We start from the raw sequence: 25,256 nt of genomic DNA, 5'->3' as shown, positions 1-25,256 counted from the left end.
GGCGGAACTAGGGGTGGAACTAAGGGGGTGACGCTAATGCAAGCCGCGAATTATAACGGCTTTTTTCCTTGTGTGGCTAGGACTTGGCGTCCAGCCCGGCCTTGTAGGCCGCCAGCAGCTTGCGGTCGGCCTTGGACAGGCTGGCCTCGTCCAGCAGGTCCGGACGCCGCTCCCAGGTCCGTCCCAGCGCCTGCATCCGCCGCCAGGCGGCGATGTGGGCGTGGTTGCCCGACAGCAGCACCTCCGGGACCGACCCCAGCTCGTGCTCGATCGGCCGGCTGTAGTGCGGGCAGTCCAGCAGACCGTCCTCGAAACTGTCCTGGACCGCCGATTCGGCGTCCCCCAGCACGCCCTCGCGCAGCCTGGCCACGGCATCGACGACCACCGCCGCGGCCAGCTCGCCGCCGGACAGTACGTAATCGCCGATCGAAATCTCCTCGTCGACCTCGGCCTGGATCAGGCGCTCGTCGATGCCCTCGTAACGCCCGCACAGCAGGATCAGGCGGTCGCGGCCGGCCAGCTCACGGACCTTGGCCTGGGTGAGGGGCACGCCCTGGGGGCTCAGGTAGACGACCTTGGCCGGCGCCGGATCGGCCGCGCGCGCAGCCTGCAGGCTCGCCCGCAACGGGTCGATCAGCATGACCATGCCGGGGCCGCCGCCACAGGGGCGGTCGTCGACCCGGCGATAGTTGCCTTCAGCGTAGTCACGCGGGTTCCAGCCATGCAGCGACAGCAGGCCACGCTCGCCCGCACGCCCGACCACGCCAAACGCGGCGCACTGGGCGACGAACTCGGGGAACAGGCTGATGACGTCGATGCGCACGAACTAGAACTCGGGGTCCCAGTCGACGGTGACCACGTTGTTGGCGAAATCCACGGACGTGACGTACTGCGGAACCACGAACGGAATCATCCGCTCGCGCTCGTCGTCACGCGCGACCAGGACGTCGTTGGCGCCGGTGGCGAAGATGTGCGAGACCACGCCCAGCGACACGCCGTCGACAGTGACCACGCGCAGGCCTTCCAGGTCGACCCAGTAGTACTCGCCTTCGCTCGGCGGCGGCAATGCCGAACGCGGCACGTAGATCTCGGTGCCGCGCATCGCCTCGATGGCGTCGCGGTCGGTGACGTCGGGGAAATGGGCAACGGTGTACTTGCCCTGCTGCTTCCCGCGCACGCCACGCAGCTCGCGCTCGTTGCCCTGCGCGTCGCGCAGGATCCACGGCTGGTAGTTGAAGATCGCGGCGCGCGGCTCGGTCCAGGACTCGAGTTTCGCTTCGCCACGAATGCCAAAGGCGCCGGACACCCTGCCTAGCAGGATGCGGCGCCCTGGGCGCTCCCCGGAGGAGCCAGTCATGCAGGTGCTCTAAGCATCGGCCGCGCGGTCAGGCGCGGCCGGCAGATCAGGCTGCGGTCGCGGCCTTGGCCGCTTCCTTGTACAGCACGGCGACCTTGTCGGTCAGCTGCGCGCCGTTGCCAACCCAGTGAGCGATGCGCTCGACGTTGAGCTCGACGCGCTTCTCGGCGCCCTGGGCGACCGGGTTGTAGAAGCCGACGCGCTCGATGTTGCGGCCGTCACGGGCGTTGCGGCTGTCGGTGACGATGACGTGGTAGAACGGACGCTTCTTGGCGCCGCCGCGTGCGAGACGAATCTTGACCATGGTTCGGTAGTTCCTGTGTTGCCCAGTCGCCGGAATGGCGAGGTAAGCCAAAAAGTATAAGCCATTGATCCGGGTCAGGAAAGCCCCTGGGCGTGCCTGACCACGTGCCTGAATGACTTACCTGAACGGCATGCCGCCGCGGGCGCCCATCATGCCCTTCATGCCCCGCATCAGGCCCTTCATGCCGCCTCCGGACAGCTTGCTCATCATCTTTTCCATCTGCTGATACTGCTTCATCAGCTTGTTGACGTCGGCCGGGGTCAGGCCGGCACCCTTGGCGATGCGGGCGCGACGCGAGCCGTTCAGCAACGCCGGATTGCGGCGCTCCTTCTTGGTCATCGAATTGATGATGGCCACCATGCGCGGCACTTCCTTGCCGGTGACCTGGCTCTTCACCGAGTCCGGGATCTGGCCCATGCCCGGCAGCTTGTCCATGAGGCCGTGGATGCCGCCCATGTTCTGCATCTGCTCGAGCTGGTCCTTCATGTCGTTGAGGTCGAACTTCTTGCCCTTGGCGACCTTCTCGGCGAGCTTCTGCGCCTTGTCCTTGTCGACCTGCTGCTCGACCTGCTCGACCAGCGACAGCACGTCGCCCATGTCGAGGATGCGGCTGGCGATGCGGTCCGGGTGGAACACGTCGAGGCCGTCGGGCTTCTCGCCGGTGCCGATGAACTTGATCGGGCGCTGGGTGATGTAGCGCACCGACAGCGCCGCGCCGCCACGGGCGTCACCGTCGGTCTTGGTCAGCACCACGCCGGTCAGCGGCAGCGCTTCACCGAAATGCTTGGCCGTGACCGCGGCGTCCTGGCCGGTCATCGAGTCGACCACGAACAGCGTTTCCACCGGCTTGACCGCGGCGTGCAGCGCCTTGATCTCGGCCATCATCGCTTCGTCGATGCTGGTGCGGCCGGCGGTGTCGACCAGCAGCACGTCGACGTAGGACTTGCGCGCGTCGTCGATGGCGGCCTTGACGATCGCTTCGGGCTTCTGGTCGGCGCTGGACGGGAAGAACAGCACGTCGACCTGCTGCGCCAGCGTCTTGAGCTGTTCGATCGCGGCCGGACGGTAGACGTCGGCCGACACCACCATCACCTTCTTCTTGCGCTTTTCCTTCAGGTGCTTGGCGAGCTTGGCCACCGTGGTGGTCTTGCCCGCGCCCTGCAGGCCGGCCATCAGGATCACGGCCGGCGCCGGCACGTTGAGGTTGAGGTCGGACGCGGCCGAGCCCATCACTGCCGACATTTCGTCGCGGACGATCTTGATCAGCGCCTGGCCCGGGGTCAGCGACTTGAGCACTTCCTGGCCGACCGCGCGCACCTTGATGCGCTCGACCAGGGCCTGCACGACCGGCAGGGCCACGTCGGCCTCGAGCAGGGCGATGCGGACTTCGCGCAGCGACTCGCGGATGTTCTCCTCGGTCAGCCGGCCGCGGCCGCGAAGGCGCTCGATGGTGCCGGAGAGACGTTGGGTCAGGGATTCGAACATGCGGGGATACCTGGACTCGCGCGGACGCGGAATGGATCAAAGCGGGGCGCGAAGTATAGCCCCCATCAAAGACCCGGCGCCGGTCACTGCGGTTCGTCTCGCGGCTATGCGACACTGCGGCGATGACAATCGTTCTCATCGCCATTGCACTGTATCTGCTGGCCACCGCCATGCTCGTCGGCGGGGTGCGCCAGCAACCGCCGCGGACGTCGCGGTTGTGGCTGCTGCCCGCCTGGGTCGCCGTGCTGCTGCACGGCCTCGCCCATCTGCTGGCGTGGCACCAGGCCGGCGGCGCCGACCTGCACTTCTACGCGGCGTTGTCGCTGGTGGGACTGGGCATGGCGACGTTGACCGCACTGGTCGGCGGCGGCGGGCGCATGGCGGCGCTGGGCGTGATCGTCTTTCCGCTGGCGGCGCTGACGCTGTTTGGCTACCAGCACCACGGCCACATCATTGCCGAGCGCCTCGACTGGCGCCTGCAGCTGCATGCCTGGTTCGCCCTCCTCGCCTACGCCACCCTGGCGATCGCCGCGCTGCTGGCGGTGATGCTGTGGCTGCAGGAACGGGCCCTGCGCCGGCGCGAGTTCCATCAGTGGCTGCGCGCCCTGCCGCCGCTGGTGGAGCTGGAGACGCTGCTGTTCCGCACGATCGCAGTCGGCTTCGCCCTGCTCACCGCGACCCTGCTGACCGGGGTGCTGTTCGTCGAGAGCCTGTTCGCCCAGCACCTGGTCCACAAGACCGTCCTGAGCGTGCTGTCGTGGCTCGTCTTCGGCGGCCTGCTGCTGGGCCGCTGGCGCTACGGCTGGCGCGGCGGCACCGCCGTGCGCTGGACCCTGGTGGCCATGGCCCTGCTGGTCCTGGCCTTCTTCGGCAGCAAGTTCGTCCTAGAGCTGGTCCTCGGCCGCCCTGCCTGAACCCTGTTCAGCTGGCGGAACCCGGCATCCCATTGCTGCAACAATATTTGCATTGACAACAATTGCCCGGGCGAAGAAAATTTCGCCCCATGAAAACGCTACCCCTCGCCGCCTGCAGCGGGTCCACGCTCGGACTGCTATTCAGGCAAGTCCGCGACGCCATGTGGGGGCGGATGGAGCATGAGCTGTCCAAGGCCGGCCACGAGCTGACGTTCAGCCAGTACATCACCCTCAAGCTGCTGTCCTTTGGTCCCGCCGGCGTCACCGACCTCGCCCGTCATGCCGAGCTCAATCCCGGCGCGATGACGCGCCTGCTCGACAAGCTCGAGGCGCGCGGCATCGTCGCGCGCGTGGCCGACCCGGCGGACCGGCGTGGCATCAACATCCACCTGACCGACGCTGGCCAGGCCATGTGGCTCGACGTCAACCAGTGCGGCCAGCGCGTGCGTGAGCGCGCAATGGAAGGCATGGACGACGCCCAGCGCGAACTGCTGATGCGGATGCTCGAACAGGTCCGCGACAACCTTTCCCTTTCCGACACCTGACAATGACCTCTTACGCACTCCGCCCGCATCGCGGGCTGAAGCCCGTGCTCGCCGCATTGGCCGTTGCCGTCCTCGTCGCCGGCTGCGCAAGTTCGCGCGGTCTCGCCCCCGAGGGAGCGCCGCTGGATGCCGACAGCCTGCAGGCCCAGCGCAGCCTGTCCGGCGCAGCCGCCTCCGATGCAGCATTTCCCGCACAGGACTGGTGGACGTCGCTCGGCGACGCCCAGCTCAATGCCCTGATCGCCGAAGCGCTCGCCGGCACGCCGAGCCTCGACGCCGCCGATGCGCGCGTGCGCCAGGCCGTCGCCCAGGCGGGCCTTGCCGATGCCGCGCGCAAGCCGACCGTCGGCGCCGCCGCGCAGTATTCGGGCGTGCAGTTGCCCGAGACGCTCGCGCCGCCGCCGATTGGTGGCAGCTACCAGGGTGTCGAGGTGCTCAACCTCAGCTTCAGCTACACCTTCGACCTGTGGGGCGGTGAGCGTGCGCGCTGGCAAGCGGCCGTCGGCCAGGCCCGTGCCGCCGAAGTCGATGCGCAGGCCGCACGGTTGACCCTGTCGTCGAGCATCGCGCGCACGTACGTTGCGCTCGCGCAGGCATTCGCCGCGCACGATGTCGCTACGGAAGATCACGCGCGTGCTTCGCAGCTGCTCGACCTGGGTCGCCAGCGTGTCGCCGCCGGCCTCGACAACCAGTTGCAGATCCGCCAGGCCGAAAGCGCCGTGGCCAGTGCGCAGCAGCAGATCCAGGCCAGCGAGCACGAGATCGAAATTACCCGCAACGCGCTGGCTGCGCTGCTCGGCAAGGGCCCGGACCGTGGTCGCGACATCGCCCAGCCAGGCTTGCTCACCGCGGCCTCGCCGAACGTGCCGTCGGTGGTGCCGAGCGAACTGCTCGGCCATCGTCCCGACGTCGTCGCCGCGCGCTGGCGCGTGGAAGCGTCGCAGCAGGGCATCAAGGCCAGCAAGGCGGCGTTCTACCCGACCGTCAACCTGGTTGCGATCGCCGGCGTGGCCGCCGGCAATCTTGGCGACCTGTTTTCCAGCGATGCGTTGATCTATGGCGGCGGCCCTGCGCTGACGCTGCCGATCTTCGACGGCGGTCGCCTGCGCAACCAGCTCGCGCGCAGCGATGCCGATTACGACCTCGCCGTGGCCAGCTACAACCAGACCCTGGTCGGTGCGCTGCGCGAAGTCGCCGATGCGCTGCACGCCGCGCGTTCGCTCGACGGCCAGATCGTCTCGGCCACGCAGGCGCGAGATGCCGCGCAGGACGCATGGCAGATCGCGACTTCGCGCTATCGCGCCGGGCTCGGCACGCAGCTGGACGTACTGGCCGCGCAGCGTCCGCTGCTCGAAGCCGACCGCATCCTGACCGTGCTGCGCGCGCAGCGCCTGGCCGCATCGATCGACCTGGACCGCGCCCTCGGCGGCGGTCTCGCCTTGACTGCCCCCGGTTCTGAAACCGGCACTGCCCTTAACAACGCTGCCCCTAATAACGATTCCGCGAAGGCCCCCTCGCCATGACCACCGAACCCAATCCCAACGCACCCAAGGGCGCAGTGGCGCCGTCCAACGGCAAGCGCAAGCGCGCACTGCTGATCCTCCTCGCCGTCGTCGCCGTGGCCGGTGTGTCGTGGTCGCTGTATTACCTGCTCGTCGCACGCTGGCACGAAGACACCGACGATGCGTACGCGCAGGGCAATGTCGTCAGCATCGTGCCGCAGACCATGGGCACGGTGGTCGGCATAGACGCCGACGACGGCATGAAGGTGGTCGCCGGCCAGGCGCTGGTGCACCTGGATCCAAACGACGCGCGCGTCGCCTTCGACCAGTCTGTCGCCAACCTCGCCAACACCGTGCGCCAGGTGCGCGGCCTGTACAGCGCGGTCGATGCCGGTGCTGCTGACCTGGCCGCGCGCCAGGCTTCGGTCGACCGTGCACGCGCCGACCTCAAGCGTCGCGAAGGCCTGGTCGGCAACGGTGCGGTGTCGGCCGAAGAACTCGCCCACGCCCGCAACGAACTGGCCGTGCTCGAAGCCGGCCTGCGCTCGATCAACGGCAACCTGTCGCGCAACCGCGCCCTGGTCGACTCGACCACGGTCAGCAGCCAGCCGCAGGTCGAAGCGGCGGCCTCGCAGCTGCGCCAGGCGTACCTCAATCTGCAGCGCACCGCGATTGTCGCGCCGGTGTCGGGCTATGTCGCCAAGCGCCAGGTCCAGCTCGGCCAGCGCGTGCAGCCGGGTACTACGCTGATGACGATCGTGCCGCTGGAGCAGATCTGGGTCGAAGCCAACTTCAAGGAAACCCAGCTCTCGCGCATGCGCATCGGCCAGCCGGTCAAGGTGCACGCGGATCTGTACGGCAGCGGCGTCGAGTACGACGGCAAGGTCGCCAGCCTCGGCATGGGCACCGGCAGTGCGTTCTCGCTGCTGCCGGCGCAGAACGCCAGCGGCAACTGGATCAAGATCGTGCAGCGCGTTCCGGTGCGCATCGAGATCGAACCGCGCCAGCTCGCCGAGCACCCGCTGCGCCTGGGCCTGAGCATGCATGTCGACGTCACCGTCCGCGACCAGGACGGCGCCGTCCTGGCCGATGCACGCAAGGGCGACAAGACGCTGTTCACCACGGCCGCCTACGAGCAGCAGCTCAACGACGCCAACGCGCTGATCGGCAAGGTCATCCAGCAGAACCTGCCGACCGCGGCCCACAACTGAGCGGCCTGAGCTCGCCATGTCCACTATTGCGCAACAGGAAGAAAACGCCGGCTTGCCGGTGACGCCGCCGTCCGCCCCCGCGGCGGCGGCCTTCCGCCCACCCAACATGGCGTTGACGACCATTGGCCTCGCCCTGGCGTCGTTCATGCAGGTGCTCGACACCACGATCGCCAACGTCTCGCTGCCGACCATCTCCGGCAACCTCGGCGCCAGCGCCAACCAGGCGACGTGGGTCATCACCTCGTTCGCGGTCAGCAACGCCATCGCGCTGCCGCTGACGGGCTTCATGACCCGCCGCTTCGGCGAGCGCACGCTGTTCACCTGGGCGACGCTGGCGTTCGTGATCGCGTCGCTGCTGTGCGGCCTGGCCAACAGCATGGGCCTGCTGGTCGCGGCGCGTGCGCTGCAGGGCTTCGTCGCCGGCCCGATGTACCCGGTGACGCAGGCACTGCTGATCTCGATCTATCCACCGCACAAACGCGGCCAGGCCATCGCGCTGCTGGCGATGGTGACCGTGGTTGCGCCGATTGCAGGCCCGATCCTCGGCGGCTGGATCACCGACAACTACAGCTGGGAATGGATCTTCTTCATCAACATTCCCATCGGCATCTTCTCCAGCATCGTCGTTGGCCGCCAGCTCAAGGGCCGGCCGGAGCGCCACGAGAAGCCGAAGATGGACTACATGGGCCTGGCGATGCTGGTGCTCGGCGTCGGCGCGCTGCAGATCATGCTCGACCTGGGCAACGACGAAGACTGGTTCAACTCGACCAAGATCGTGTGGCTGGCGATTGTCGCGGCGGTCGCGCTGGTCGTGTTCGTGATCTGGGAGCTGACCGAGAAGGACCCCATCGTCAACCTGCGCCTGTTCCGCCACCGCAACTTCGCCAGCGGCACGCTGGCGATGGTGATGGCCTACTCGGCGTTCTTCAGCGTCGGCCTGCTGGTGCCGCTGTGGTTGCAACGCAACCTGGGCTACACGCCGATCTGGGCCGGTTATGCCAGTGCGCCGATCGGCATCCTGCCGGTGTTGTTGACGCCACTGGTGGGCAAGTACGCGCCGAAGTTCGACCTGCGCATCCTGGCCACGTTCGCCTTCATCGTGATGGCCGGCACCAGCTTCATACGCGCCGGTTTCAACCTCGATGTGAACTTCGAGCGGGTGGCCGAGGTGCAGCTGTGGCAGGGCCTGGGCGTGGCGCTGTTCTTCATGCCGGTGCTGACGATCCTGCTGTCGGACCTGGAGCCGCACGAGATCGCGGCCGGCTCCGGCCTGGCCACCTTCGTGCGCACGCTGGGCGGCAGTTTCGCCGCCTCGCTGACCACCTGGGCCTGGAACCAGCGCAGCACGGTGCACCACGCGCGCCTGACCGAAAGCATCAGTGCCTATGACCCGGCGATGCAGCAGACGGTGACAGCACTGGGCCAGGGCGATCCACAAAAGGGCGCGATGGCACTGAACCAGATGATCTCGCAGCAGGCGGTGCAGATCGGCTTCAACGAGATCTTCCACCTGCTGGGCATCCTGTTCCTCGTCGTGATCATATTCGTCTGGTTCGCCAAGCCGCCGTTCGCGGCGAAGATGGGCGGCGGCGCGGCAGCGGCGGGCGGGCACTGACGGGCACTGGGGCGAGGTTGCCCGCAATGCAGCGCGAATCGCGTTGTATCGCGTAGACCTCCCTCGCGGCCCGCAGATGCCCTCCCACTACGTCCTCACCCTCTCCTGCCCCGACCGCCCCGGCATCGTCAACGCCGTGACCGGGCACCTGCTGCGCTTCGAGGGCAACATCCTCGATGCTCAGCAGTACAACGACCTGGAAACCGATCGCTTCTTCATGCGCACGGTTTTCGCGCTGGAGGCCGGCGCGATAGATGCGCTGAGCGACACCTTCGCGACCCTGGCCGAGGGCTTCGGCATGCGCTGGTCGCTGCGCGACCGCGACGTGCCCCGGCGCGTGATGCTGCTGGCCTCGAAGTTCGACCACTGCCTGGCCGACGTGCTGTACCGCTGGCGCATCGGCGAGCTGCCGATGGAGATCACCGGCGTGGTCTCCAACCACCCGCGCGAGACCTACCCGCACCTCGACCTGGACGGGATTCCGTTCCACTACCTGCCGGTCAGCAAGGGCCGCAAGGAAGAGCAGGAAGCGCAGCTGCTGGCCTTGATCGAGCGCAGCGGCACCGAACTGGTCGTGCTCGCACGCTACATGCAGGTGCTGTCGGAATCACTGGCGACACGCCTGGCCGGACGCTGCATCAACATCCACCACTCGTTCCTGCCCGGCTTCAAGGGCGCGCGTCCGTACCATGCGGCGCATGCGCGCGGGGTCAAGCTGATCGGCGCGACCGCGCACTTCATCACCGCCGACCTCGACGAAGGCCCGATCATCGAGCAGGACACGCAGCGGGTCAGCCACCACGACACGCCGCAGGACCTGATCCGCATCGGCCGCGACATCGAGCGCCGCGTACTGGCCCAGGCCCTGCGCTACTGGCTGGACGATCGCATCCTGCTCAATGGGCATCGCACCGTGGTGTTCGCGGTTTAGTGCGAGCCCGTCATTCCCGCGAAGGCGGGAACCCATGGACGTTGGAGTCAAGATCAAAATGGGTCCCGGCTTTCGCCGGGATGACGGCTGGATCAGGCCTGTTCGAGCGCGTCCGCCAGGCGTTCCACCGCGATCACTTCCATCTCGCCAACACGCCCGCTCTTGGGTGCGTTCGACTTCGGCACGATCGCACGCTTGAAGCCGTGCGTGGCGGCTTCCTTGAGGCGCTCCTCGCCATTGGGCACCGGCCGGATCTCGCCTGACAGGCCAACCTCACCGAAGGCCACGGTCTGCTCGGCCAGCGGCCGGTCGCGCAGCGACGACAGCACGGCCAACAGCACCGGCAAGTCGGCCGCGGTCTCCTGCACCCGGATGCCGCCGACGACATTGACGAACACGTCCTGGTCGCCGACGCCGACGCCGCCGTGGCGGTGCAGCACCGCCAGCAGCATCGCCAGGCGATTGCCCTCCATGCCTACCGCGACACGGCGCGGGTTGGACAGCGGCGAGGCATCCACCAGCGCCTGCACTTCCACCAGCAGCGGACGTGTTCCTTCGCGCGTGACCATCACGCAGCTGCCCGGCTGCGGGCTGTGGCTGCCGGACAGGAAGATCGCCGACGGGTTGGGCACTTCGCGCAAGCCCTTGTCGCCCATCACGAACACGCCCAGCTCGTTGACCGCGCCGAAGCGGTTCTTGAAGGCGCGCAGCACGCGGAAGCGGCTGCCGCTCTCGCCTTCGAAATACAGCACCGCGTCGACCATATGTTCGAGCACGCGCGGGCCGGCGATGCCGCCCTCCTTGGTGACGTGGCCGACCAGGAATACTGCAGTGCCGGTCTCCTTGGCATAACGCACCAGTCGCGCGGCGCTCTCGCGCACCTGGCTGACCGAGCCGGGCGCCGCGCTGAGCTCCTCGGTCCACAGGGTCTGTATCGAGTCGGCGATGATCAGGCCCGGGCGCATCTTCGCCGCATGCTCAAGCACGCGTTCGACCCCGGTCTCGGCCAGCGCGTGCACGCCTTCGACCGGCACGCCCAGGCGCGCGGCGCGGCCGGCGATCTGCGCCAGCGATTCCTCACCGGTGACATAGAGCCCCGGCAGGCTGCCCGCCATCTTGCTGATGGCCTGCAACAGCAGCGTCGATTTTCCGATGCCCGGGTCGCCACCGACCAGCACCACCGAACCGTGCACGAGGCCGCCACCCAGCACGCGGTCGAACTCGCCGATGCCGGTGCTGACGCGATCTTCCTCGCTGTGGCGGACCTCGCTGAGCGCGGTCACCGCCGGCGCGTCGGCGCGCCCGGCCCAGCTGCTGCGACGGCTGGCGGCGACGCTGGCGCCGGCCTTGGCGGCCGGTTCGACGACGAACTCGCTCAGCGTGTTCCAGCCACCGCATTCACCGCACTGCCCCTGCCACTTGGTGAAGTCAGCACCGCATTCGGAGCAGACGTAGGCGGTGCGGGACTTGGAGGCAGGTTTTGCAGCGGGCTTGGGCATGGCGGCGACGCGAAGGAGTTATGCCGCCACTGTACGGGGCAGCGTCGCGTCAGGCGAGACTGCCCTCACCCCAACCCCTCTCCCGCCAAGCGGGAGAGGGGCTTTCAAGTCAGGCCGCAAAGCGAAGGTGGTACTCCGGGTATAGCGCGCTCAGCTCCTGCTGTGGCGCGCCCAACAGGCCAACCACGTCGCCCTGCGGCACGATGCTGTAGCCGCGCGCGTCGATGTCCTTGGCGATGCCCTGCCAGTCCAGGCGCGGCGCGGCCATCTCGCTGTCGAGGGTCCAGCCGAAGCTGACCTCGCCCAGCACGGCCATCTCATCGTCGGGCAACGGCGCGCCGCTGGGCGCCACTACATAGCCGTCGTCCTTCCCCACCACGAAAACATCCATCCGCATGGTCAACACCTTGTCGACGCCTCTTCCGGAAAAACAGGCGGCATGGTGGCGAGCGCAGTAGTAACAATTCGTGAAATCGAGATTTCCGATTGATGAAACGTTCATTCCGACGCGGTGTTCACAGGCGGGTCAGCTGCCGCAACGGTAGCCACCCACTCGTCCACCGCCTTCTCGAGCACCGCCAGCGGCAGCGCGCCGTTGCCCAGCACCAGGTCGTGGAAGGCGCGGATGTCGAAGCGCTTGCCAAGCCGCTGCTGCGCGCGCTGGCGCAGCTCGACCATCTTCAGGTGCCCCATCTTGTAGGAGCTGGCCTGCCCCGGCTGGACCAGGTAGCGGTACACCTCGATGCGCACCTCGGCCTCGGTCATGCCGGTTTTCGACCGCATGTAGTCGATGGCCTGCTCGGGCGTCCAGCGCTTGCGGTGCAGTCCGGTGTCCACGACCAGCCGCACCGAACGGAACATCTCCGCGCGCAGGCGACCCAGGTCGCCCCACGGATCATCCTTGTACAGGCCCATCTCCGCGGCCAGCTGCTCGGCGTACAGGGCCCAGCCTTCGCTGAAGGCGCTGGGGTTGAGGCTGCGGCGCAGCAGCGGCAGGCCGGTCAGCGTCTGGCCGAGCGAGAGCTGGAAGTGATGACCGGGCGAGCCTTCGTGGTAAGTCAGCGTCGGCAGGCTGAAGCGCGTGTTGACGGCCATGTCGCCGAGGTTGATGAAGAACACGCCCGGGCGTGAGCCATCCATCGCCGGCGGCACGTAATAACCGCCCGGTGCGGTCGCCTGCGCCTGCACCGGAACGGTGCGCACTTCCAGCGGCTGCGTCGGCACGCGGCCGAAGTACTGCGGTATCTGCGGTTGCAGTTTGTCGAGCGAACGACGGATGTCCGCGACCAGTTCTGCGCGCCCGGCGTCGGAGTCGGCATAGAGGAAGCGCGGGTCCTTGTTGAGCGCCTGCATGCGCTCGCCCACGGTTCCATTCTTCAGCCCCTGCCGGACGAGCAAGGCATCCATCTCCTTGTCGATCCGTGCCACTTCCGCCAGGCCGATCCGGTGGATCGCGTCCGCGTCCAGGTCGGTGCTGGTGTTCCAGCGCAGTGCCGCGTCGTAGAAGGCCTTGCCGTCGGGGAGTGCCCAGACGCCGCGATTGCCAGGATGGGTCGCGATCACTTCGTCCAGGCGTGCCAGCAGGCGGGCGTAGGCCGGGTTGGTCTGGTCGGCGACCGCACTGGCGGCCTGCGCAAGCAGCGCGTCGCGCTGTTGCGGCGAGATCGAAGCGACCTTGCCGAGCTTGCGGCGCAGCGATTGCACGAACACGCTCTCGGCCGGCGCCGGCTTCAGCAGTGCGCGGATCTGCGTCGCCGCGCCTTCCAGCGCGATCTGCGGCGGCACCACGCCGTGCCGTGCCTGCATGTCGAAGTTCGCACGCACCTGGTCGAGCTTGGTCGCCGCCGCGCCCAGGCGGGCGATGTAATTGCGGGCGCTGGCCTCGTCAGTGACCGCGTGGTTGTTGTCGAGGAACTGCGGCAGGGTCACCGGCACGCTGAAGAGCTGGTCGACGGCGTAGGTGGTCGCGCCCACGGGCAGCCATGCAGGCGCCCAGTCGAAGCGCATCAGGTCGATCTGGGTGGTGTAGAACCACGTGGCCAGGTCGTAGTTCCACCTCTCCTGCCCGGCGAGCTTGCTGCGGTCCCAAGCGCGGATCGCATCCAGGTTGGCCTGCATCTGCGCGCGGCGTTCCTCGCGCCTTGGCAGGGAGACATCGGTCAGCTGTGCCGACAGGTCGATGCCGTCACCGGAAATGCCAAGCAGGCTGCGCAGCTCGGGATCGTGGACGACCGCGCTCTGTGTCTGCGCATCGAGGAGTGCATGCAGCGTGGCTGGACGTTCTGCCTCTGCGGCTTCGGGGCGGCCGTGCGCGGCCAGACCGGCCACCACCAGGATGGCCATCAACAGGTTTCGATGCATCGATGCTCCAGTCACGGAAGGTAGTCGTCCAACACGACCACCGGCAAATTGCGGGCGTCGTCCATCCATTCGGCCACCGCCGGTCGTGCCATCAGGCGCAGGCACCATTCCTGCGCGAGAGGAAACCCGCCGAAATCCGGCCGATGCGAGATGATGCGCTGGATTACGGGAACGAAGGCGAGGTCCGCCAGCGACAGCGCGCCGAACAGCCACGGTCCGCCGCTGTCGGTCAACGTCTGCTCCCACACCTGGAGAAGACGATCGGATTGTTCGACTTCGTCGGCGGTCATCGCCCGCCGCTTTGGATAGAACGAACTCTCGAACGACAGGCGCGCGCAGATGCCGGACAGGCCGCTGTGGACCCAGGCCAGCAGGGATCGCGCCCTGGCACGCTGGTGGATGTCGGCAGGCAGCAGTGGCGTGGCGCCCAGTTCGCTGGCGTATTCCATGATCGCCAGCGAATCGAAGATCACATGTGCGCCGTCGACCAGCACCGGCACCGCCGCCGGTGGCGAGAACTGCGCGATGCGAGCGAGGTTGTCATGCCGCTGCGGCCGGCGGATGTCGACGATCCGCTCCTCGAACGCTATGCCCTGCTCACGCAACGCGAGCCAGGCGCGCAATGCCCAGCTCGAGGCGTTTCGGGTTCCCGTGTACAGCACAAGACTCATTTCGACGTCCCCGAATGCTGCGCCTGCGCGCAAGCGCGAATTCCAGCGGGCGAGAATAGTGCAATCGACGCCGGTGGTTTGCGGTTCGTGCCGCAGTTTGCTTCGGCGGAGCTGCGATTCAACGACGCACCTACTGCACGCGCACCGCCAGGTCGCGCCCGGCGCTGGCCGCGTTGCCCGTGTAGTCCTTGGCCGTGATCCTCAGGATGTAGTCGCCGGCGGCAAAGTCCGACGGGTCCCATTGGCCGGTGGCCAGCACGCCATCGCGAACGGTGTTGGTCACCACGTACTGGAAGCGTGTGATCGCGCTGCCGTGGACGGTGATGCCGCTGCCTGGCGCATAGGCGATCTTGACCGCATCGTTATCGGCCGGCATGCGATCGAAGGCGATGTTCATGCGTGGCGCCTCGTAGCCGGGCAATGGCCGGCCAGCTGCATCGAGCCACTGGTAGCCCAGGGCATGCAGTCCCAGCCGGCGGCGAGGCAGGTTGCGATCGACCTGGTCCCAGGCATCGACCACGATCTGCACGCCAGGCAGGGAACGCGACAGCAGCACGCGGCCGTCCTGCTTCTCCAGCAATGGCTGCTGGGCGGCGGCGTCGAACAGCTCGATCCGGTCGATGCGCGGCGGGTAGCTGTCGGCGTAACCACGGAACCCCAGGGCAATCGCGTTGCGCTCGTAACCCTGTGCGCCCACGCTCAGGTGAACATGCGCCATGCCATTGATGGTGCCGAGCACATCACCGGCCTTGAATCTCGTGCCGCGCATGACGCGCATGCGTTCGGGCTTTCCGGTTTCGTCGAACAGCACATGGAAACGTTCCGGATCGATCGGCTTGCCCTGCGCGGTACGCCCGACGCGCATGTGGATGTAACCGATGCCGTCCAGCTCCAGTCCTTCGCCGAGCTGGCCCATGGCCCAGCTCGCGGTCGGGCTGGACACCTTGCCGTCGGCGATGGCGAGCACTTCCTGGCCGACGTCACCGCGGATGTCGAGGCCGCCATGCAGGTGATCGCGGCTCTCATGCTGGTAGTTGCCGCGCACCTCACCCAGCGTGCCGACCACTTCGTGCCAGCCGTCCTGCGGACGCAGCGGCCAGCGTCCCTGCGTGTCCGGCAGGGGCGCATCGGCGGCCGGTCCAACGGTCAGCACGGGCGGCGTGGTCGCTTCGGTGGAGATGGGCAAGATGCGATGCACGCGATGGCTGGCGGCATCGGCGACATACAGCGCACCGTCGCCATCGATCGCCAGGCCGGCCGGGCGCGACAGGCGCTGGTCCTGGCTGGCGCCGGTGATCACTGCCCAGCGTCCGTCGCGCGTGTATTGCAGGACCGTGCCACGACTGTTCTCGGCGACATAGACCGCGCCGTCGTGCGCGATGGCCAGGCTCAGCGGGCGGTGCACGACGGGATTGGCATCCTCCGGCGCGCCGCGCAGCACGGTATCGACATCGCCGCGCGGGCTGACGCGACGCACCGCGTTGTTGCGCGTATCGGCAACCCAGAGTCTTCCGAATGCATCGATCGCCAGGCCGGTCGGCGTGTCGAAACGCGCCTGTTCGCCCAACCCGTCCAGGTAGCCCGGGCGATCACCACCGGCCAGCGTTCTGACCATGCCATCGGGCGCAATCACGCGGATGCGGTCGTTGTACGTGTCGGCGACATAGACGCGACCGTCCTTTGCGACTGCGACGCCAATGGGTCCGTTGAACTGCGCTTGTGCCGCCGGACCATCGCGGAAGCCGGCGCTGCCGTTGCCTGCGATGGTTGTCACGATGCCTTGCGGCGACACCTTGCGGATGGCGTGGTTGCCGGTGTCGGCGACGTAGAGGTTGCCCACCGCGTCGATCGCCAGTCCGGACGGGGTGTTGAATGCGGCAGCGCCGCCCGCGCCATCGGCAAACCCCTCGACCGATCCGGCCACGGTCGTGACCGAGCCGTCGAGTGCGATCCTGCGGATGCGATTATTGTCGCCTGCGTCGGCGACGTAGACCGAGCCATTAGCGGCGTGGGCGATGCCGTAGGGATCGGCGAAGCGTGCCTGCATCGCGGCTCCCTCGCGCAGGCCCGATACACCGTCGCCGGCGAGCAGTTCGAGCCTGGCCTTCCACGCGAACGGGGTCGGTGCCGGTCCGGTCGGCAAGATCGCGACTTCGCGGGTCGGTGCGAAGATGAAGGTGGCGGCCAGCGCCGCCGTGGTCAGGCCAATGGCCAGCCACAGCCAGGTGCTTCGGGTCATGCAGTTCCCGGGATTCGTCGCGGCGCGCGCACGTTGCGCGTCGCTGGCGATCGATTCTAGGCCGATCGCGGGGGGCCGCGTCCATCCGTCGCACCACTCGCTTCGCGATTACGCCAACACGGGCAACTTCGCCAGCAGCTTGTCGAGCGTGATCGGGTACTCGCGAACGCGGATACCGGTGGCGTTGTGGATGGCGTTGGCAATTGCCGCGCTGACGCCGCAGATTCCGAGCTCGCCCACACCCTTGGCCTTCATCGGCGAAGACATCGGGTCGGCCTCGTCGAGGAAGACCACTTCCTGGTGCGGCACGTCCGCATGCACCGGCACTTCGTAACCGGCCAGGTCGTGGTTGACGAAGAAGCCCAGGCGCTTGTCGACGACCAGTTCCTCCGACAACGCAGCACCAATGCCCATCGTCATCGCGCCGATCACCTGGCTGCGCGCCGACTTCGGGTTGAGGATGCGGCCGGCCGCGCACACGGCCAGCATGCGTCGCACCCGCGACTCGCCGGTGGCGATATCGACGCCGACTTCAGCGAAGTGCGCGGCGAATGTGGACTGCTGGTATTTCTTGCCGAGGTCGCCGAACTCCATCACATCCTCGGCCACCACATCCCCACCCTCGCCCGCCTGCGCCAGCGGAATGTCGCGCCCGCCGACCTTGATGCGGCCATCGGCGAACGTCGCCTCGTCGGCGTTGAAGCCCAGCTTCGTCGCGATGGTTTCGCGCAGCTTCTGGCAGGCAGCGTAGACGCCGGCCGTCGAGCTATTGGCGCCCCACTGGCCGCCGGACCCGGCCGAAACCGGGAACGACGAATCGCCCAGACGCACCACCACGCGATCAATCGGCACACCCATCATCTCCGCGGCGGTCTGCGCGATGATCGTGTAGGTGCCGGTGCCGATGTCGGTCATGTCGGTCTCGACCGTGACCAGGCCAGTGCGGTCCAGGCGCACGCGCGCGGCGGACTTCATCGTCAGGTTGTTGCGGAACCCGGCCGCCACGCCGATACCGACCAGCCAGCGGCCGTCGCGCTTCTCACCCGGAGCCTTGGCGCGCTCGCTCCAGCCGAAGCGCTGCGCGCCCTGGCGCAGGCACTCGTTGAGCTGGCGCTGCGAGAACGGACGCTGGGGGTTTTCCGGATCGACCTGGGTGTCGTTGAGGATGCGGAACTCGATCGGATCCAGGCCGAGCTTCTCGGCCATTTCGTCCATCGCGATCTCGAGCGCCATCAATCCCGGCGCCTCGCCGGGCGCGCGCATGGCGTTGCCTTCGGGCAGGTCGAGCACGGCCAGGCGCGTGCGCGTCATCCGGTTCGCACCGGCGTAGAGCAGACGCGTCTGCTGGATCGCCGTCTCCGGCCCGCCGCCGGGCAGATCGCCCGACCAGCTCTCGTGCCCGATCGCGGTGATCTTGCCATCGCGCGTCGCACCGATGCGGATGCGCTGGATCGTGGCCGGGCGATGGGTGGTGTTGTTGGCCATCAGCGGCCGCGGCAGCGCGATCTTCACCGGCCGGCCGCAGGCGCGCGCGCCCAGCGCGGCGAGTACGGCATCGCAGCGCACGAACAGCTTGCCGCCGAAACCGCCGCCGATGTAGGGCGAGATCAGGCGCACGTTTTCGCGCGGGATGCCGAGGGTCTTGGCGACGTCGCCGCGGCCCCAGTTGATCATCTGGTTGGCGGTCCACACGGTCAGCTTGTCGCCTTCCCACGCCGCGATCGACGCGTGCGGTTCCATCATCGCGTGCGACTGGTCGGGCGTGGTGTACGTCTCGTCCAGCGTCACCGGCGCCTTGGCGAAGGCACCGTCGAAGTCACCTACGGCGCTGTCGGGTTTGGGCTCTTTCGGCACCTGGGCGCCGGCCTTGGCCTTGTGCAGGTCGTAGGCGCCGCTTCCGCGGTTGTACTGCACGCGTACCAGCTGCGCGGCCGCGCGCGCCTGCTCGAAGGTCTCGGCGACGACGACGGCCACGGCCTGGTGGTAGTGCTGGATGTCCGGACCGCCGAGCAGCCTGGCGGTGTTGAAATCGCCCTTGGCCAGCGGGCCCGCGTTGGCGGCAGTGACTATCGCCAACACGCCGGGCGCATGCTCGGCGGCGGTGAGGTCCATTGAAGCGATCCGGCCCTTGCCGATACCGGCGCCAACCACGTAGCCGTATGCCGGCGTGGGGAACGCGTCATGCCATTCGTGCGCGTAGGTGGCGGTGCCCGTGGTCTTGCGCGGCCCGTCGATGCGATCGAGCGGCTGGCCGACGACCTTGAGCTGGTCGATGGGATTGGTGCCGGCGGGGGTATCGAATTTCATGGTCTCATCCCTTCGCCTCGACCAGCACCGCACTCAACGTGCGCTGGGCAAGCAGCGTCTTGAACTCGTTCTGCGTGGTGGTGCGTGCACCGCCGAACAGGCGATCGGTCACGGCTTTGGCACCGCGCGGCAACTCCGCTTCCGCAGCCTCGACGCGCCACGGCCGCGGCGCCACGCCGCCCATGGCGACGCGACCGGTGCCATCGCGCTGCACGATCGCCGCGACCGATACCAGGGCAAATGCATAGGACGCGCGATCACGGACCTTGCGGTAGATCTGCGTACCGCCGACGGGTTCTGGCAGTGTCACCGCGGTGATCAGCTCGCCCGCGGCCAGCGTGGTTTCCAGGTGCGGCGTGGTGCCCGGTGCCCGATACAGTTCATCGAGAGGCATGCTGCGCGTCGAACCGTCGGCGCGAACGGTCTCCACCGTTGCATCGAGCGCGCGCATCGCCACGGCCATGTCGCTGGGATGGGTGGCGATGCAGGACTCGCTGGCGCCGATGACCGCGTGCTGGCGGCTGAACCCTTCCAGCGCCGCGCAGCCGCTTCCCGGCAGGCGTTTGTTGCAGGGCTGGTTAGTGTCGTAGAAGTACGGGCACCGCGTGCGCTGCAGCAGGTTGCCGGCGGTGGTCGCCTTGTTGCGCAGCTGGCCGGACGCACCCGCCAACAGCGCGCGCGAGAGCACGCCGTAGTCGCGGCGTACGCGGGCGTCGGCGGCGAGGTCGGTATTGCGGACCAGCGCACCGATGCGCAGGCCGCCGTCGCGGGCCTTCTCGATCTTGTCCAGCGCCAGGCCGTTGACGTCGATCAGATGGCTCGGCGTTTCGACCTCGAGCTTCATCAGGTCGAGCAGATTCGTGCCACCGGCGATGAACTTCGCGCCGGGCGTGCGCGCGACAGCGGCTGCGGCCTCGGCGGGCGACTTCGCGCGCTCGTATCCGAAGGCCTTCATGCCGACCTCCCCGCCACCTCTGTGATGGCATCGACGATATTGGAGTACGCACCGCAGCGACAGATGTTGCCGCTCATGCGCTCGCGGATCTCCTCGGTGCCCAGGCGCGGTCGCGCGGTCAGGTCCGCGCTGACCAGGCTGGGAATGCCGTCCTTGATCTCGTCGAGCATCGCCACGGCGGAACAGATCTGCCCGGGCGTGCAGTAGCCGCACTGGTAACCATCGTGTTTGACGAAGGCCGCCTGCATCGGATGCAGCTTGTCGGGCGTGCCGAGGCCTTCGATGGTGGTGATGCGGTCGCCGTCGTGCATCACCGCCAGCGTCAGGCAGGCATTTATGCGGCGGCCGTCGACGATCACGGTGCAGGCACCGCACTGGCCGTGGTCGCAGCCCTTCTTGGTGCCGGTGAGGTGCAGGTGCTCGCGCAGCGCGTCGAGCAAGGTGGTGCGCGTATCGAGCTCGAGCTCGTGCGCCTTGCCGTTCACGCTGAGCTTGACCTTGTGCACCACCGGCGGCGCCGCTGGCGCCACCGCGCTGGCCTCAGCTGCGAACGTGGGAAGTGCCATGGCCGAAGCCGAAGTCACGCCCGCCTTGAGCAGGTCGCGCCGGGTGATGGGTAGGTTGCGGATACGGTCCACAGTCTTGCCTTTCGATGCGTGCGTCCACGACTGATCACTAGAAGCGACCTCCGGTGAAGGCTGAGTGGATAGAGCGCGAGGATGTCGTATCCCGGTGGCCGACGCGTGTCAGCAGTCACGCGCGCGAATCCCGCCATGCCGGAAGCGCCAAAAAAGAAAAGGGCCCACAGGGAAACCCTGCAAGCCCTTGTTTTTTATGGTGCCGGAAATAGGAATCGAACCTACGACCTACGCATTACGAATGCGCCGCTCTACCAACTGAGCTATTCCGGCGGGTCTATCGGCCGGGCCCCTCTGTCTAGGCGGGCCGGCTGCGGAAATTTCCGCGAGGCGCGAATTCTAGGCGCTGGGCCCGCTTTTGGTCAATCAATCCTTGGTCAATCGACCAGCTGCAACCTCAGCTCCTTCGGCAGGGCGAACACCATGTCCTCGGGCTCGCCGTCGAGCTCGCTGACATGCAGGGCGCCCAGTTCACGCAAGCGCTCGATCACGCCCCGCACCAGCACCTCGGGCGCCGAGGCGCCGGCGGTCACGCCGATGCGCTTGCGGCCCTCGACCCAGGACGGGTTGATCTCGATCGCGCCGTCGATCAGGTAGGCGGCAACGCCTTCGCGCTCGGCCAGTTCGCGCAGGCGGTTGGAGTTGGAGCTGTTGATCGAGCCGACCACCAGCACCAGGTCGCACTTGGCGGCCAGTTCGCGCACGGCGTCCTGGCGGTTCTGGGTGGCGTAGCAGATGTCGTCGTTCTTCGGGCCCTGCATGGCCGGGTACTTGGTGCGCAGGGCCTCGATCACGCTGCGGGTGTCGTCCACCGACAGCGTGGTCTGGGTGGTGTAGGCGACGTTCTGCGGCTGGTCGATCTCCAGCGCGGCGACGTCGTCGCTGTCCTCGACCAGGTAGATCTTTCCCGAGCCGGCCTCGCGCTTCCACTGCCCCATCGTGCCTTCGACCTCGGGGTGGCCTTCGTGGCCGATCAGCACCACGTCGCGGCCGGCGCGGCAGTGACGGGCCACCTCGAGGTGGACCTTGGTCACCAGCGGGCAGGTCGCGTCGAACACCTTCAGGTCGCGCCGCTGCGCTTCCTCGCGCACGGCCTTGGACACGCCGTGGGCGCTGAAGATCACGGTGGCGCCGTCGGGCACCTCGTCGAGTTCCTCGACGAAGATCGCGCCCCGGTGCTTGAGGTCGTCGACCACGAAGCGGTTGTGCACCACTTCATGCCGCACGTAGATGGGCGCGCCGAGCGTCTCGATCGCACGCTTGACGATCTCGATGGCGCGGTCGACACCGGCGCAGAAACCACGGGGATTGGCTAGCAGGACATCCATGGCGCCATTGTACTCCGCTGCAGCAGGGCTACTTGGTCGCAGCCGGCTGCGGTTTGGGTGCCAGCAGGCCAAAGAGGGCGATACCGACCGCGCCGACGACGATTGCCGAATCGGCAACGTTGAACGCCGGCCAGTAGTGCTCCTGCCAGTGCCACTGGATGAAGTCGACGACGTGGCCGTGCAGCAGCCGGTCGATGACGTTGCCCAGGGCACCGCCGATCACCAGGGAGTACGGCAGCGCGCTCTTCCAGTCGCTACGACGGGTCTGCCTCAGCCACAAGCCGAGCAGGCCGCTGATCGCCACCGCCAGCACCACGAACACGTACTTCTGCCAGCCGCCGGCATCACTGAGGAAGCTGAACGCCGCGCCTGTGTTGTAGGTGCGGTACCAGTTCCAGACGCCTTCGATCACCGGGATCGCGGTGTACTCAGGCAGCGAGGTCAGCACCCACCACTTGGTGAGCTGGTCGAGCACGATGACGGCCACCGACAGCAGCAGCCACGGCAACGCGTTGGGACGAACCGGCGCCATCAGAACCACTCCCGGTTTTCGCCAGCGCCGCTGATGTTGACCACGCAGCGGCCGCACAGCTCCGGATGGGCGGCATCGCTGCCGATGTCGGCGCGGTACTGCCAGCAGCGCACGCACTTGGCCTTGGTCGTCGGCGTGGCGAGCACGGCGATGTCCTTGATGCCGTCGTCGGCGACGACTTCGACGTCACCGCTGATGAACAGGAAGCGCAATTCGTCGCTGAACTGCGCCAGCCAGTTCTGGTCGGCAACGCCGGCCTTCAGCGCAATCTCGGCCTCGAGCGCGGCGCCAATGTCACCGGCAGCGCGCATCGGCTCGAGCGTCTTGCTGACTTCCTCGCGCAGGGCCAGCAGGCGGTCGAAGTCCTGCGGCGACAGCACCGAATCGTCGCCGAGCACGGCCAGGCCGTCGTACCAGGTGGTGAACAGCACGTTGTCCTCGCGCGGCCCCTGATCGGTCACCTTCGGCAGGTGCTGCCACATCTCGTCGGCGGTGAAGGCCAGGATCGGCGCGATCCAGCGCACGAAACCCTCGGCGATGCGGTACATCGCGCTCTGCGCCGAACGGCGGCCGCGCGAGTCTTCCGGCATCGTGTAGAGGCGATCCTTGGTGACGTCGAGGTAGAGCGAACCCAGGTCGACGCTGCAGAAGTTCGACAGCGCCTGCACGATCTCGGCGAAGTCGTAGCGCTCGTAGGCGCTGGCGATGCGGTCCTGCAGCTCGGCCGCGCGGTGCACGATCCAGCGGTCGAGCGCGACCATGTCGTTGAGCGGACGCAGGTGCACCGCCGGGTCGAACCCGCTGAGGTTGGCCAGCAGGAAGCGCGCGGTATTGCGGATGCGGCGGTAGACGTCGGCGTTGCGCTTGAGGATGTCGTCGGACACCGACATCTCGTTGCGGTAGTCGGTCGAGGCGATCCACAGGCGCAGCACGTCCGCGCCCATCTGGTCGATGACCTTCTGCGGCGCCAGCGTGTTCTGCAGCGACTTGGACATCTTCTTGCCCTGCGCATCGACGGTGAAGCCGTGCGTGAGCACCTGCCGGTACGGGGCGACGCCGTCCATCGCCACGCCGGTCAGCAGCGAGCTGTGGAACCAGCCGCGGTGCTGGTCGGAGCCTTCCAGGTAGAGGTCGGCCGGCTTGTGCAGGCCGTCCTGCGGACGCTGTGCGAGCACGCACTCGTGGCTGACGCCGGAGTCGAACCAGACGTCGAGGATGTCGGTGACCTTCTCGTAGTCCGCGGCTTCGTTGCCGAGCAGCTCTTCGGCGGTCATCGCGTACCAGGCATCGGCGCCTTCGAGCTCGACGCGCTCGGCAACCTTCCGCATCAGTTCAGGCGAACGCGGATGCGGCTCGCCGGTCTCGCGATGGAAGAACAGCGCGATCGGCACGCCCCAGTAGCGCTGGCGCGAGATCGTCCAGTCCGGACGGCCTTCGATCATGTTGTAGATGCGCGCCTCGCCCCACTCCGGCACCCAGCCGACCTTGCCGATCTCGGCCAGGCTGTCGCGGCGCAGGCCGGCCTGCTCCATCGAGATGAACCACTGCGGCGTTGCGCGGAACACCACCGGCGTCTTGTGGCGCCAGCAGTGCGGGTAGCTGTGGGTGATGCGATGCGCGAACAGCAGGTGGCCGCTGGCACCGATCACATCGAGGATCGGCTGCTCGGCCTTCCAGATGTGCAGGCCGGCCAGCGTGGTGCCGTCGGCCGGCGGCGTCGACGGCAGGTACAGGCCGCGGCCGTCGACCGGGTTCATCTGGCCGGCGCTGTAGCGATCCTGCAGGCCGTACTTGAGGCCGACCACATAGTCTTCCTGGCCGTGGCCCGGCGCGGTGTGGACGATGCCGGTGCCGTCCTCGGCCGAGACATGGTCACCGACCAGCATCGGGATCTCGCGATCGGAATAGAACGGATGCTGCAGCAGCTGGCTGTCGAGGTCGTTGCCGAGGACGCGGCCGAGCACCTTCACGTCTTCGATGCCGTAGCGCGACAGCGCCTTGCCGGCCAGCGCTTCGGCCAGCACCAGCAGGCGGCGGCTGCCGTCAGCCAGGCGCGGGCCTTCGACCAGCACGTATTCGAGGTCCGGGCCGACGCTCACTGCCAGGCTCGCCGGCAGCGTCCACGGCGTGGTGGTCCAGATCGGCATCGCCACGCGCACGCCGTCCTCGACGGTGGCGCCGAACAACGCCGCCAGTGCCTGCGGGTCACGCGCGTCGTAGGCGACGTCGATGGCCCAGGACTGCTTGTCGGCGTATTCGATTTCGGCCTCGGCCAGGGCCGAGCCACAGTCGAAGCACCAGTGCACCGGCTTGGCACCGCGCACCAGGTGGCCGCGTTCGACGATCTTCGCCAGCGAACGGATGATGTCGGCCTCGTAGCGGAAGTCCATCGTCCGGTACGGGTTCTCCCAGTCGCCGAGCACGCCCAGGCGCTTGAAGTCGGTGCGCTGCAGGTCGATCTGCTCGGCCGCGTATTCGCGGCACTTCTGCCGGAACTCGCTGGCGTCGATCTTGTCGCCGACCTTGCCGAACTTCTTCTCGACCTGGTGCTCGATCGGCAGGCCGTGGCAATCCCAGCCCGGCACGTACGGCGCGTCGAAGCCGGCCAGCAGCTTGGACTTCACCACCACGTCCTTGAGTACCTTGTTGACTGCGTGGCCCAGGTGGATCGCGCCGTTGGCATACGGCGGACCGTCGTGCAGCACGAAGCTGCGCTCGCGCTTGCCGACCTTCTCGCGGATTCGCTGGTACAGGCCCTCGCCTTCCCAGCGCGCCAGGGTCACCGGCTCGCGCTTGGGCAGGTCGCCGCGCATCGGGAAATCCGTCGCCGGCAGATGCAGGGTGGCTTTGTACTGGTTGGTT

General features: G+C 67.6%; 21 protein-coding genes and 1 tRNA gene. 6 read left to right on the top strand and 16 right to left on the bottom strand.

The genetic code is table 11. The features are described from left to right. Positions 1-76: 76 nt before the first annotated feature. The 4 genes from trmD to ffh form a co-directional block, all read right to left on the bottom strand. The gene (gene trmD, locus ACFOPO_RS03890; protein WP_386701025.1) at positions 77-823 is read right to left on the bottom strand and encodes a tRNA (guanosine(37)-N1)-methyltransferase TrmD; all 747 of its coding nucleotides are present in this window, start codon (positions 821-823) and stop codon (positions 77-79) included. 3 nt (positions 824-826) lie between these two features. Next, a complete protein-coding gene (gene rimM, locus ACFOPO_RS03885; RefSeq protein ID WP_386701023.1) occupies positions 827-1,357 on the bottom strand; it encodes a ribosome maturation factor RimM in 531 nt (176 codons plus the stop codon). A 46-nt stretch (positions 1,358-1,403) separates the two neighbouring features. Continuing rightward, positions 1,404-1,661, bottom strand: coding sequence for a 30S ribosomal protein S16 (gene rpsP, locus ACFOPO_RS03880; protein ID WP_158731452.1), 258 nt, complete (start codon positions 1,659-1,661; stop codon positions 1,404-1,406). 117 nt (positions 1,662-1,778) lie between these two features. After that, the gene (gene ffh, locus ACFOPO_RS03875) at positions 1,779-3,146 is read right to left on the bottom strand and encodes a signal recognition particle protein (protein WP_386701020.1); all 1,368 of its coding nucleotides are present in this window, start codon (positions 3,144-3,146) and stop codon (positions 1,779-1,781) included. Between the two features lie 122 nt (positions 3,147-3,268). Between ffh and ACFOPO_RS03870 the strand changes: the two genes are divergently transcribed. The 6 genes from ACFOPO_RS03870 (at position 3,269) to purU (ending at position 9,864) form a co-directional block, all read left to right on the top strand. Next, entirely contained in the window at positions 3,269-4,060 is a 792-nt protein-coding gene (locus tag ACFOPO_RS03870) for an inner membrane protein YpjD (protein ID WP_386701018.1), read from the top strand. An 89-nt stretch (positions 4,061-4,149) separates the two neighbouring features. Further along, positions 4,150-4,605 carry a MarR family winged helix-turn-helix transcriptional regulator gene (locus ACFOPO_RS03865; RefSeq protein ID WP_386701016.1) on the top strand — a complete coding sequence of 152 codons (456 nt, stop codon included), beginning with the start codon at positions 4,150-4,152 and terminating at the stop codon, positions 4,603-4,605. A 2-nt stretch (positions 4,606-4,607) separates the two neighbouring features. Next, on the top strand, positions 4,608-6,128 hold the full coding sequence (locus ACFOPO_RS03860; protein ID WP_386701014.1) for an efflux transporter outer membrane subunit: 1,521 nt from the start codon (positions 4,608-4,610) through the stop codon (positions 6,126-6,128). Continuing rightward, positions 6,125-7,318, top strand: coding sequence for an efflux RND transporter periplasmic adaptor subunit (locus ACFOPO_RS03855; protein WP_386701012.1), 1,194 nt, complete (start codon positions 6,125-6,127; stop codon positions 7,316-7,318). The genes ACFOPO_RS03860 and ACFOPO_RS03855 overlap by 4 nt, the downstream gene beginning before the upstream one ends. 16 nt (positions 7,319-7,334) lie before the next feature. Further along, positions 7,335-8,933: a DHA2 family efflux MFS transporter permease subunit gene (locus ACFOPO_RS03850; RefSeq protein ID WP_386701010.1), complete on the top strand. Its 1,599-nt coding sequence runs from the start codon at positions 7,335-7,337 to the stop codon at positions 8,931-8,933. Between the two features lie 76 nt (positions 8,934-9,009). Then, a complete protein-coding gene (gene purU, locus ACFOPO_RS03845) occupies positions 9,010-9,864 on the top strand; it encodes a formyltetrahydrofolate deformylase (protein ID WP_386701008.1) in 855 nt (284 codons plus the stop codon). Positions 9,865-9,956: 92 nt separating this feature from the next. Here the strand turns inward: purU and radA are convergent, their stop codons facing one another. From radA to ileS, 12 genes are all read right to left on the bottom strand, one after another. Further along, complete coding sequence (gene radA / locus ACFOPO_RS03840) at positions 9,957-11,363, bottom strand: DNA repair protein RadA (RefSeq protein WP_386701006.1); 1,407 nt, start codon at positions 11,361-11,363, stop codon at positions 9,957-9,959. Between the two features lie 109 nt (positions 11,364-11,472). Continuing rightward, a complete protein-coding gene (locus ACFOPO_RS03835) occupies positions 11,473-11,760 on the bottom strand; it encodes a hypothetical protein (protein ID WP_386701005.1) in 288 nt (95 codons plus the stop codon). Positions 11,761-11,861: 101 nt separating this feature from the next. Then, the gene (locus ACFOPO_RS03830; RefSeq protein WP_386701003.1) at positions 11,862-13,724 is read right to left on the bottom strand and encodes a DUF885 domain-containing protein; all 1,863 of its coding nucleotides are present in this window, start codon (positions 13,722-13,724) and stop codon (positions 11,862-11,864) included. Positions 13,725-13,735: 11 nt separating this feature from the next. Next, positions 13,736-14,395: a glutathione S-transferase family protein gene (locus ACFOPO_RS03825; protein WP_386701000.1), complete on the bottom strand. Its 660-nt coding sequence runs from the start codon at positions 14,393-14,395 to the stop codon at positions 13,736-13,738. Between the two features lie 130 nt (positions 14,396-14,525). Then, entirely contained in the window at positions 14,526-16,634 is a 2,109-nt protein-coding gene (locus ACFOPO_RS03820) for a gluconolaconase (RefSeq protein ID WP_386700998.1), read from the bottom strand. Positions 16,635-16,742: 108 nt separating this feature from the next. Continuing rightward, positions 16,743-18,941 (bottom strand): aldehyde oxidoreductase molybdenum-binding subunit PaoC, encoded by a 2,199-nt coding sequence (gene paoC / locus ACFOPO_RS03815; protein ID WP_386700995.1) that lies wholly within the window; start codon positions 18,939-18,941, stop codon positions 16,743-16,745. A gap of 4 nt (positions 18,942-18,945) precedes the next feature. After that, positions 18,946-19,896: an FAD binding domain-containing protein gene (locus ACFOPO_RS03810; RefSeq protein WP_386700993.1), complete on the bottom strand. Its 951-nt coding sequence runs from the start codon at positions 19,894-19,896 to the stop codon at positions 18,946-18,948. Beyond that, positions 19,893-20,525: an aldehyde dehydrogenase iron-sulfur subunit PaoA gene (gene paoA / locus ACFOPO_RS03805; protein ID WP_386701279.1), complete on the bottom strand. Its 633-nt coding sequence runs from the start codon at positions 20,523-20,525 to the stop codon at positions 19,893-19,895. The genes ACFOPO_RS03810 and paoA overlap by 4 nt, the downstream gene beginning before the upstream one ends. A 206-nt stretch (positions 20,526-20,731) precedes the next feature. After that, positions 20,732-20,807: transfer RNA gene (locus ACFOPO_RS03800), tRNA-Thr, on the bottom strand. Positions 20,808-20,911: 104 nt separating this feature from the next. Beyond that, positions 20,912-21,862, bottom strand: coding sequence for a 4-hydroxy-3-methylbut-2-enyl diphosphate reductase (gene ispH, locus ACFOPO_RS03795; RefSeq protein WP_386700991.1), 951 nt, complete (start codon positions 21,860-21,862; stop codon positions 20,912-20,914). Between the two features lie 28 nt (positions 21,863-21,890). Continuing rightward, the gene (gene lspA / locus ACFOPO_RS03790) at positions 21,891-22,394 is read right to left on the bottom strand and encodes a signal peptidase II (protein WP_386700989.1); all 504 of its coding nucleotides are present in this window, start codon (positions 22,392-22,394) and stop codon (positions 21,891-21,893) included. Beyond that, the gene (ileS, locus tag ACFOPO_RS03785) at positions 22,394-25,207 is read right to left on the bottom strand and encodes an isoleucine--tRNA ligase (protein WP_386701277.1); all 2,814 of its coding nucleotides are present in this window, start codon (positions 25,205-25,207) and stop codon (positions 22,394-22,396) included. The genes lspA and ileS overlap by 1 nt, the downstream gene beginning before the upstream one ends. Positions 25,208-25,256: the final 49 nt, after the last annotated feature.

Origin of the sequence: Lysobacter sp. GCM10012299 (assembly GCF_042649405.1) — a bacterium.
Lineage (GTDB): Bacteria > Pseudomonadota > Gammaproteobacteria > Xanthomonadales > Xanthomonadaceae > Lysobacter_J.
Note: the sequence above shows the minus strand (reverse complement) of the source record. Positions and strands in the feature narration are given on the sequence as shown.

What these genes read in the sequence shown, in the direction of transcription:
- ffh (WP_386701020.1), bottom strand. Translation starts at nt 3,146, where the DNA reads ATGTTCGAATCCCTGACCCAACGTCTCTCCGGCACCATCGAGCGCCTT.
- ACFOPO_RS03820 (WP_386700998.1), bottom strand. Translation starts at nt 16,634, where the DNA reads ATGACCCGAAGCACCTGGCTGTGGCTGGCCATTGGCCTGACCACGGCG.
- lspA (WP_386700989.1), bottom strand. Translation starts at nt 22,394, where the DNA reads ATGGCGCCGGTTCGTCCCAACGCGTTGCCGTGGCTGCTGCTGTCGGTG.
- ACFOPO_RS03830 (WP_386701003.1), bottom strand. Translation starts at nt 13,724, where the DNA reads ATGCATCGAAACCTGTTGATGGCCATCCTGGTGGTGGCCGGTCTGGCC.
- rimM (WP_386701023.1), bottom strand. Translation starts at nt 1,357, where the DNA reads ATGACTGGCTCCTCCGGGGAGCGCCCAGGGCGCCGCATCCTGCTAGGC.
- ACFOPO_RS03860 (WP_386701014.1), top strand. Translation starts at nt 4,608, where the DNA reads ATGACCTCTTACGCACTCCGCCCGCATCGCGGGCTGAAGCCCGTGCTC.
- ACFOPO_RS03810 (WP_386700993.1), bottom strand. Translation starts at nt 19,896, where the DNA reads ATGAAGGCCTTCGGATACGAGCGCGCGAAGTCGCCCGCCGAGGCCGCA.
- ACFOPO_RS03855 (WP_386701012.1), top strand. Translation starts at nt 6,125, where the DNA reads ATGACCACCGAACCCAATCCCAACGCACCCAAGGGCGCAGTGGCGCCG.
- purU (WP_386701008.1), top strand. Translation starts at nt 9,010, where the DNA reads ATGCCCTCCCACTACGTCCTCACCCTCTCCTGCCCCGACCGCCCCGGC.
- ACFOPO_RS03870 (WP_386701018.1), top strand. Translation starts at nt 3,269, where the DNA reads ATGACAATCGTTCTCATCGCCATTGCACTGTATCTGCTGGCCACCGCC.
- paoC (WP_386700995.1), bottom strand. Translation starts at nt 18,941, where the DNA reads ATGAAATTCGATACCCCCGCCGGCACCAATCCCATCGACCAGCTCAAG.
- ACFOPO_RS03835 (WP_386701005.1), bottom strand. Translation starts at nt 11,760, where the DNA reads ATGCGGATGGATGTTTTCGTGGTGGGGAAGGACGACGGCTATGTAGTG.
- radA (WP_386701006.1), bottom strand. Translation starts at nt 11,363, where the DNA reads ATGCCCAAGCCCGCTGCAAAACCTGCCTCCAAGTCCCGCACCGCCTAC.
- rpsP (WP_158731452.1), bottom strand. Translation starts at nt 1,661, where the DNA reads ATGGTCAAGATTCGTCTCGCACGCGGCGGCGCCAAGAAGCGTCCGTTC.
- ACFOPO_RS03850 (WP_386701010.1), top strand. Translation starts at nt 7,335, where the DNA reads ATGTCCACTATTGCGCAACAGGAAGAAAACGCCGGCTTGCCGGTGACG.
- ACFOPO_RS03865 (WP_386701016.1), top strand. Translation starts at nt 4,150, where the DNA reads ATGAAAACGCTACCCCTCGCCGCCTGCAGCGGGTCCACGCTCGGACTG.
- ispH (WP_386700991.1), bottom strand. Translation starts at nt 21,862, where the DNA reads ATGGATGTCCTGCTAGCCAATCCCCGTGGTTTCTGCGCCGGTGTCGAC.
- ACFOPO_RS03825 (WP_386701000.1), bottom strand. Translation starts at nt 14,395, where the DNA reads ATGAGTCTTGTGCTGTACACGGGAACCCGAAACGCCTCGAGCTGGGCA.
- ileS (WP_386701277.1), bottom strand. Translation starts at nt 25,207, where the DNA reads ATGCGCGGCGACCTGCCCAAGCGCGAGCCGGTGACCCTGGCGCGCTGG.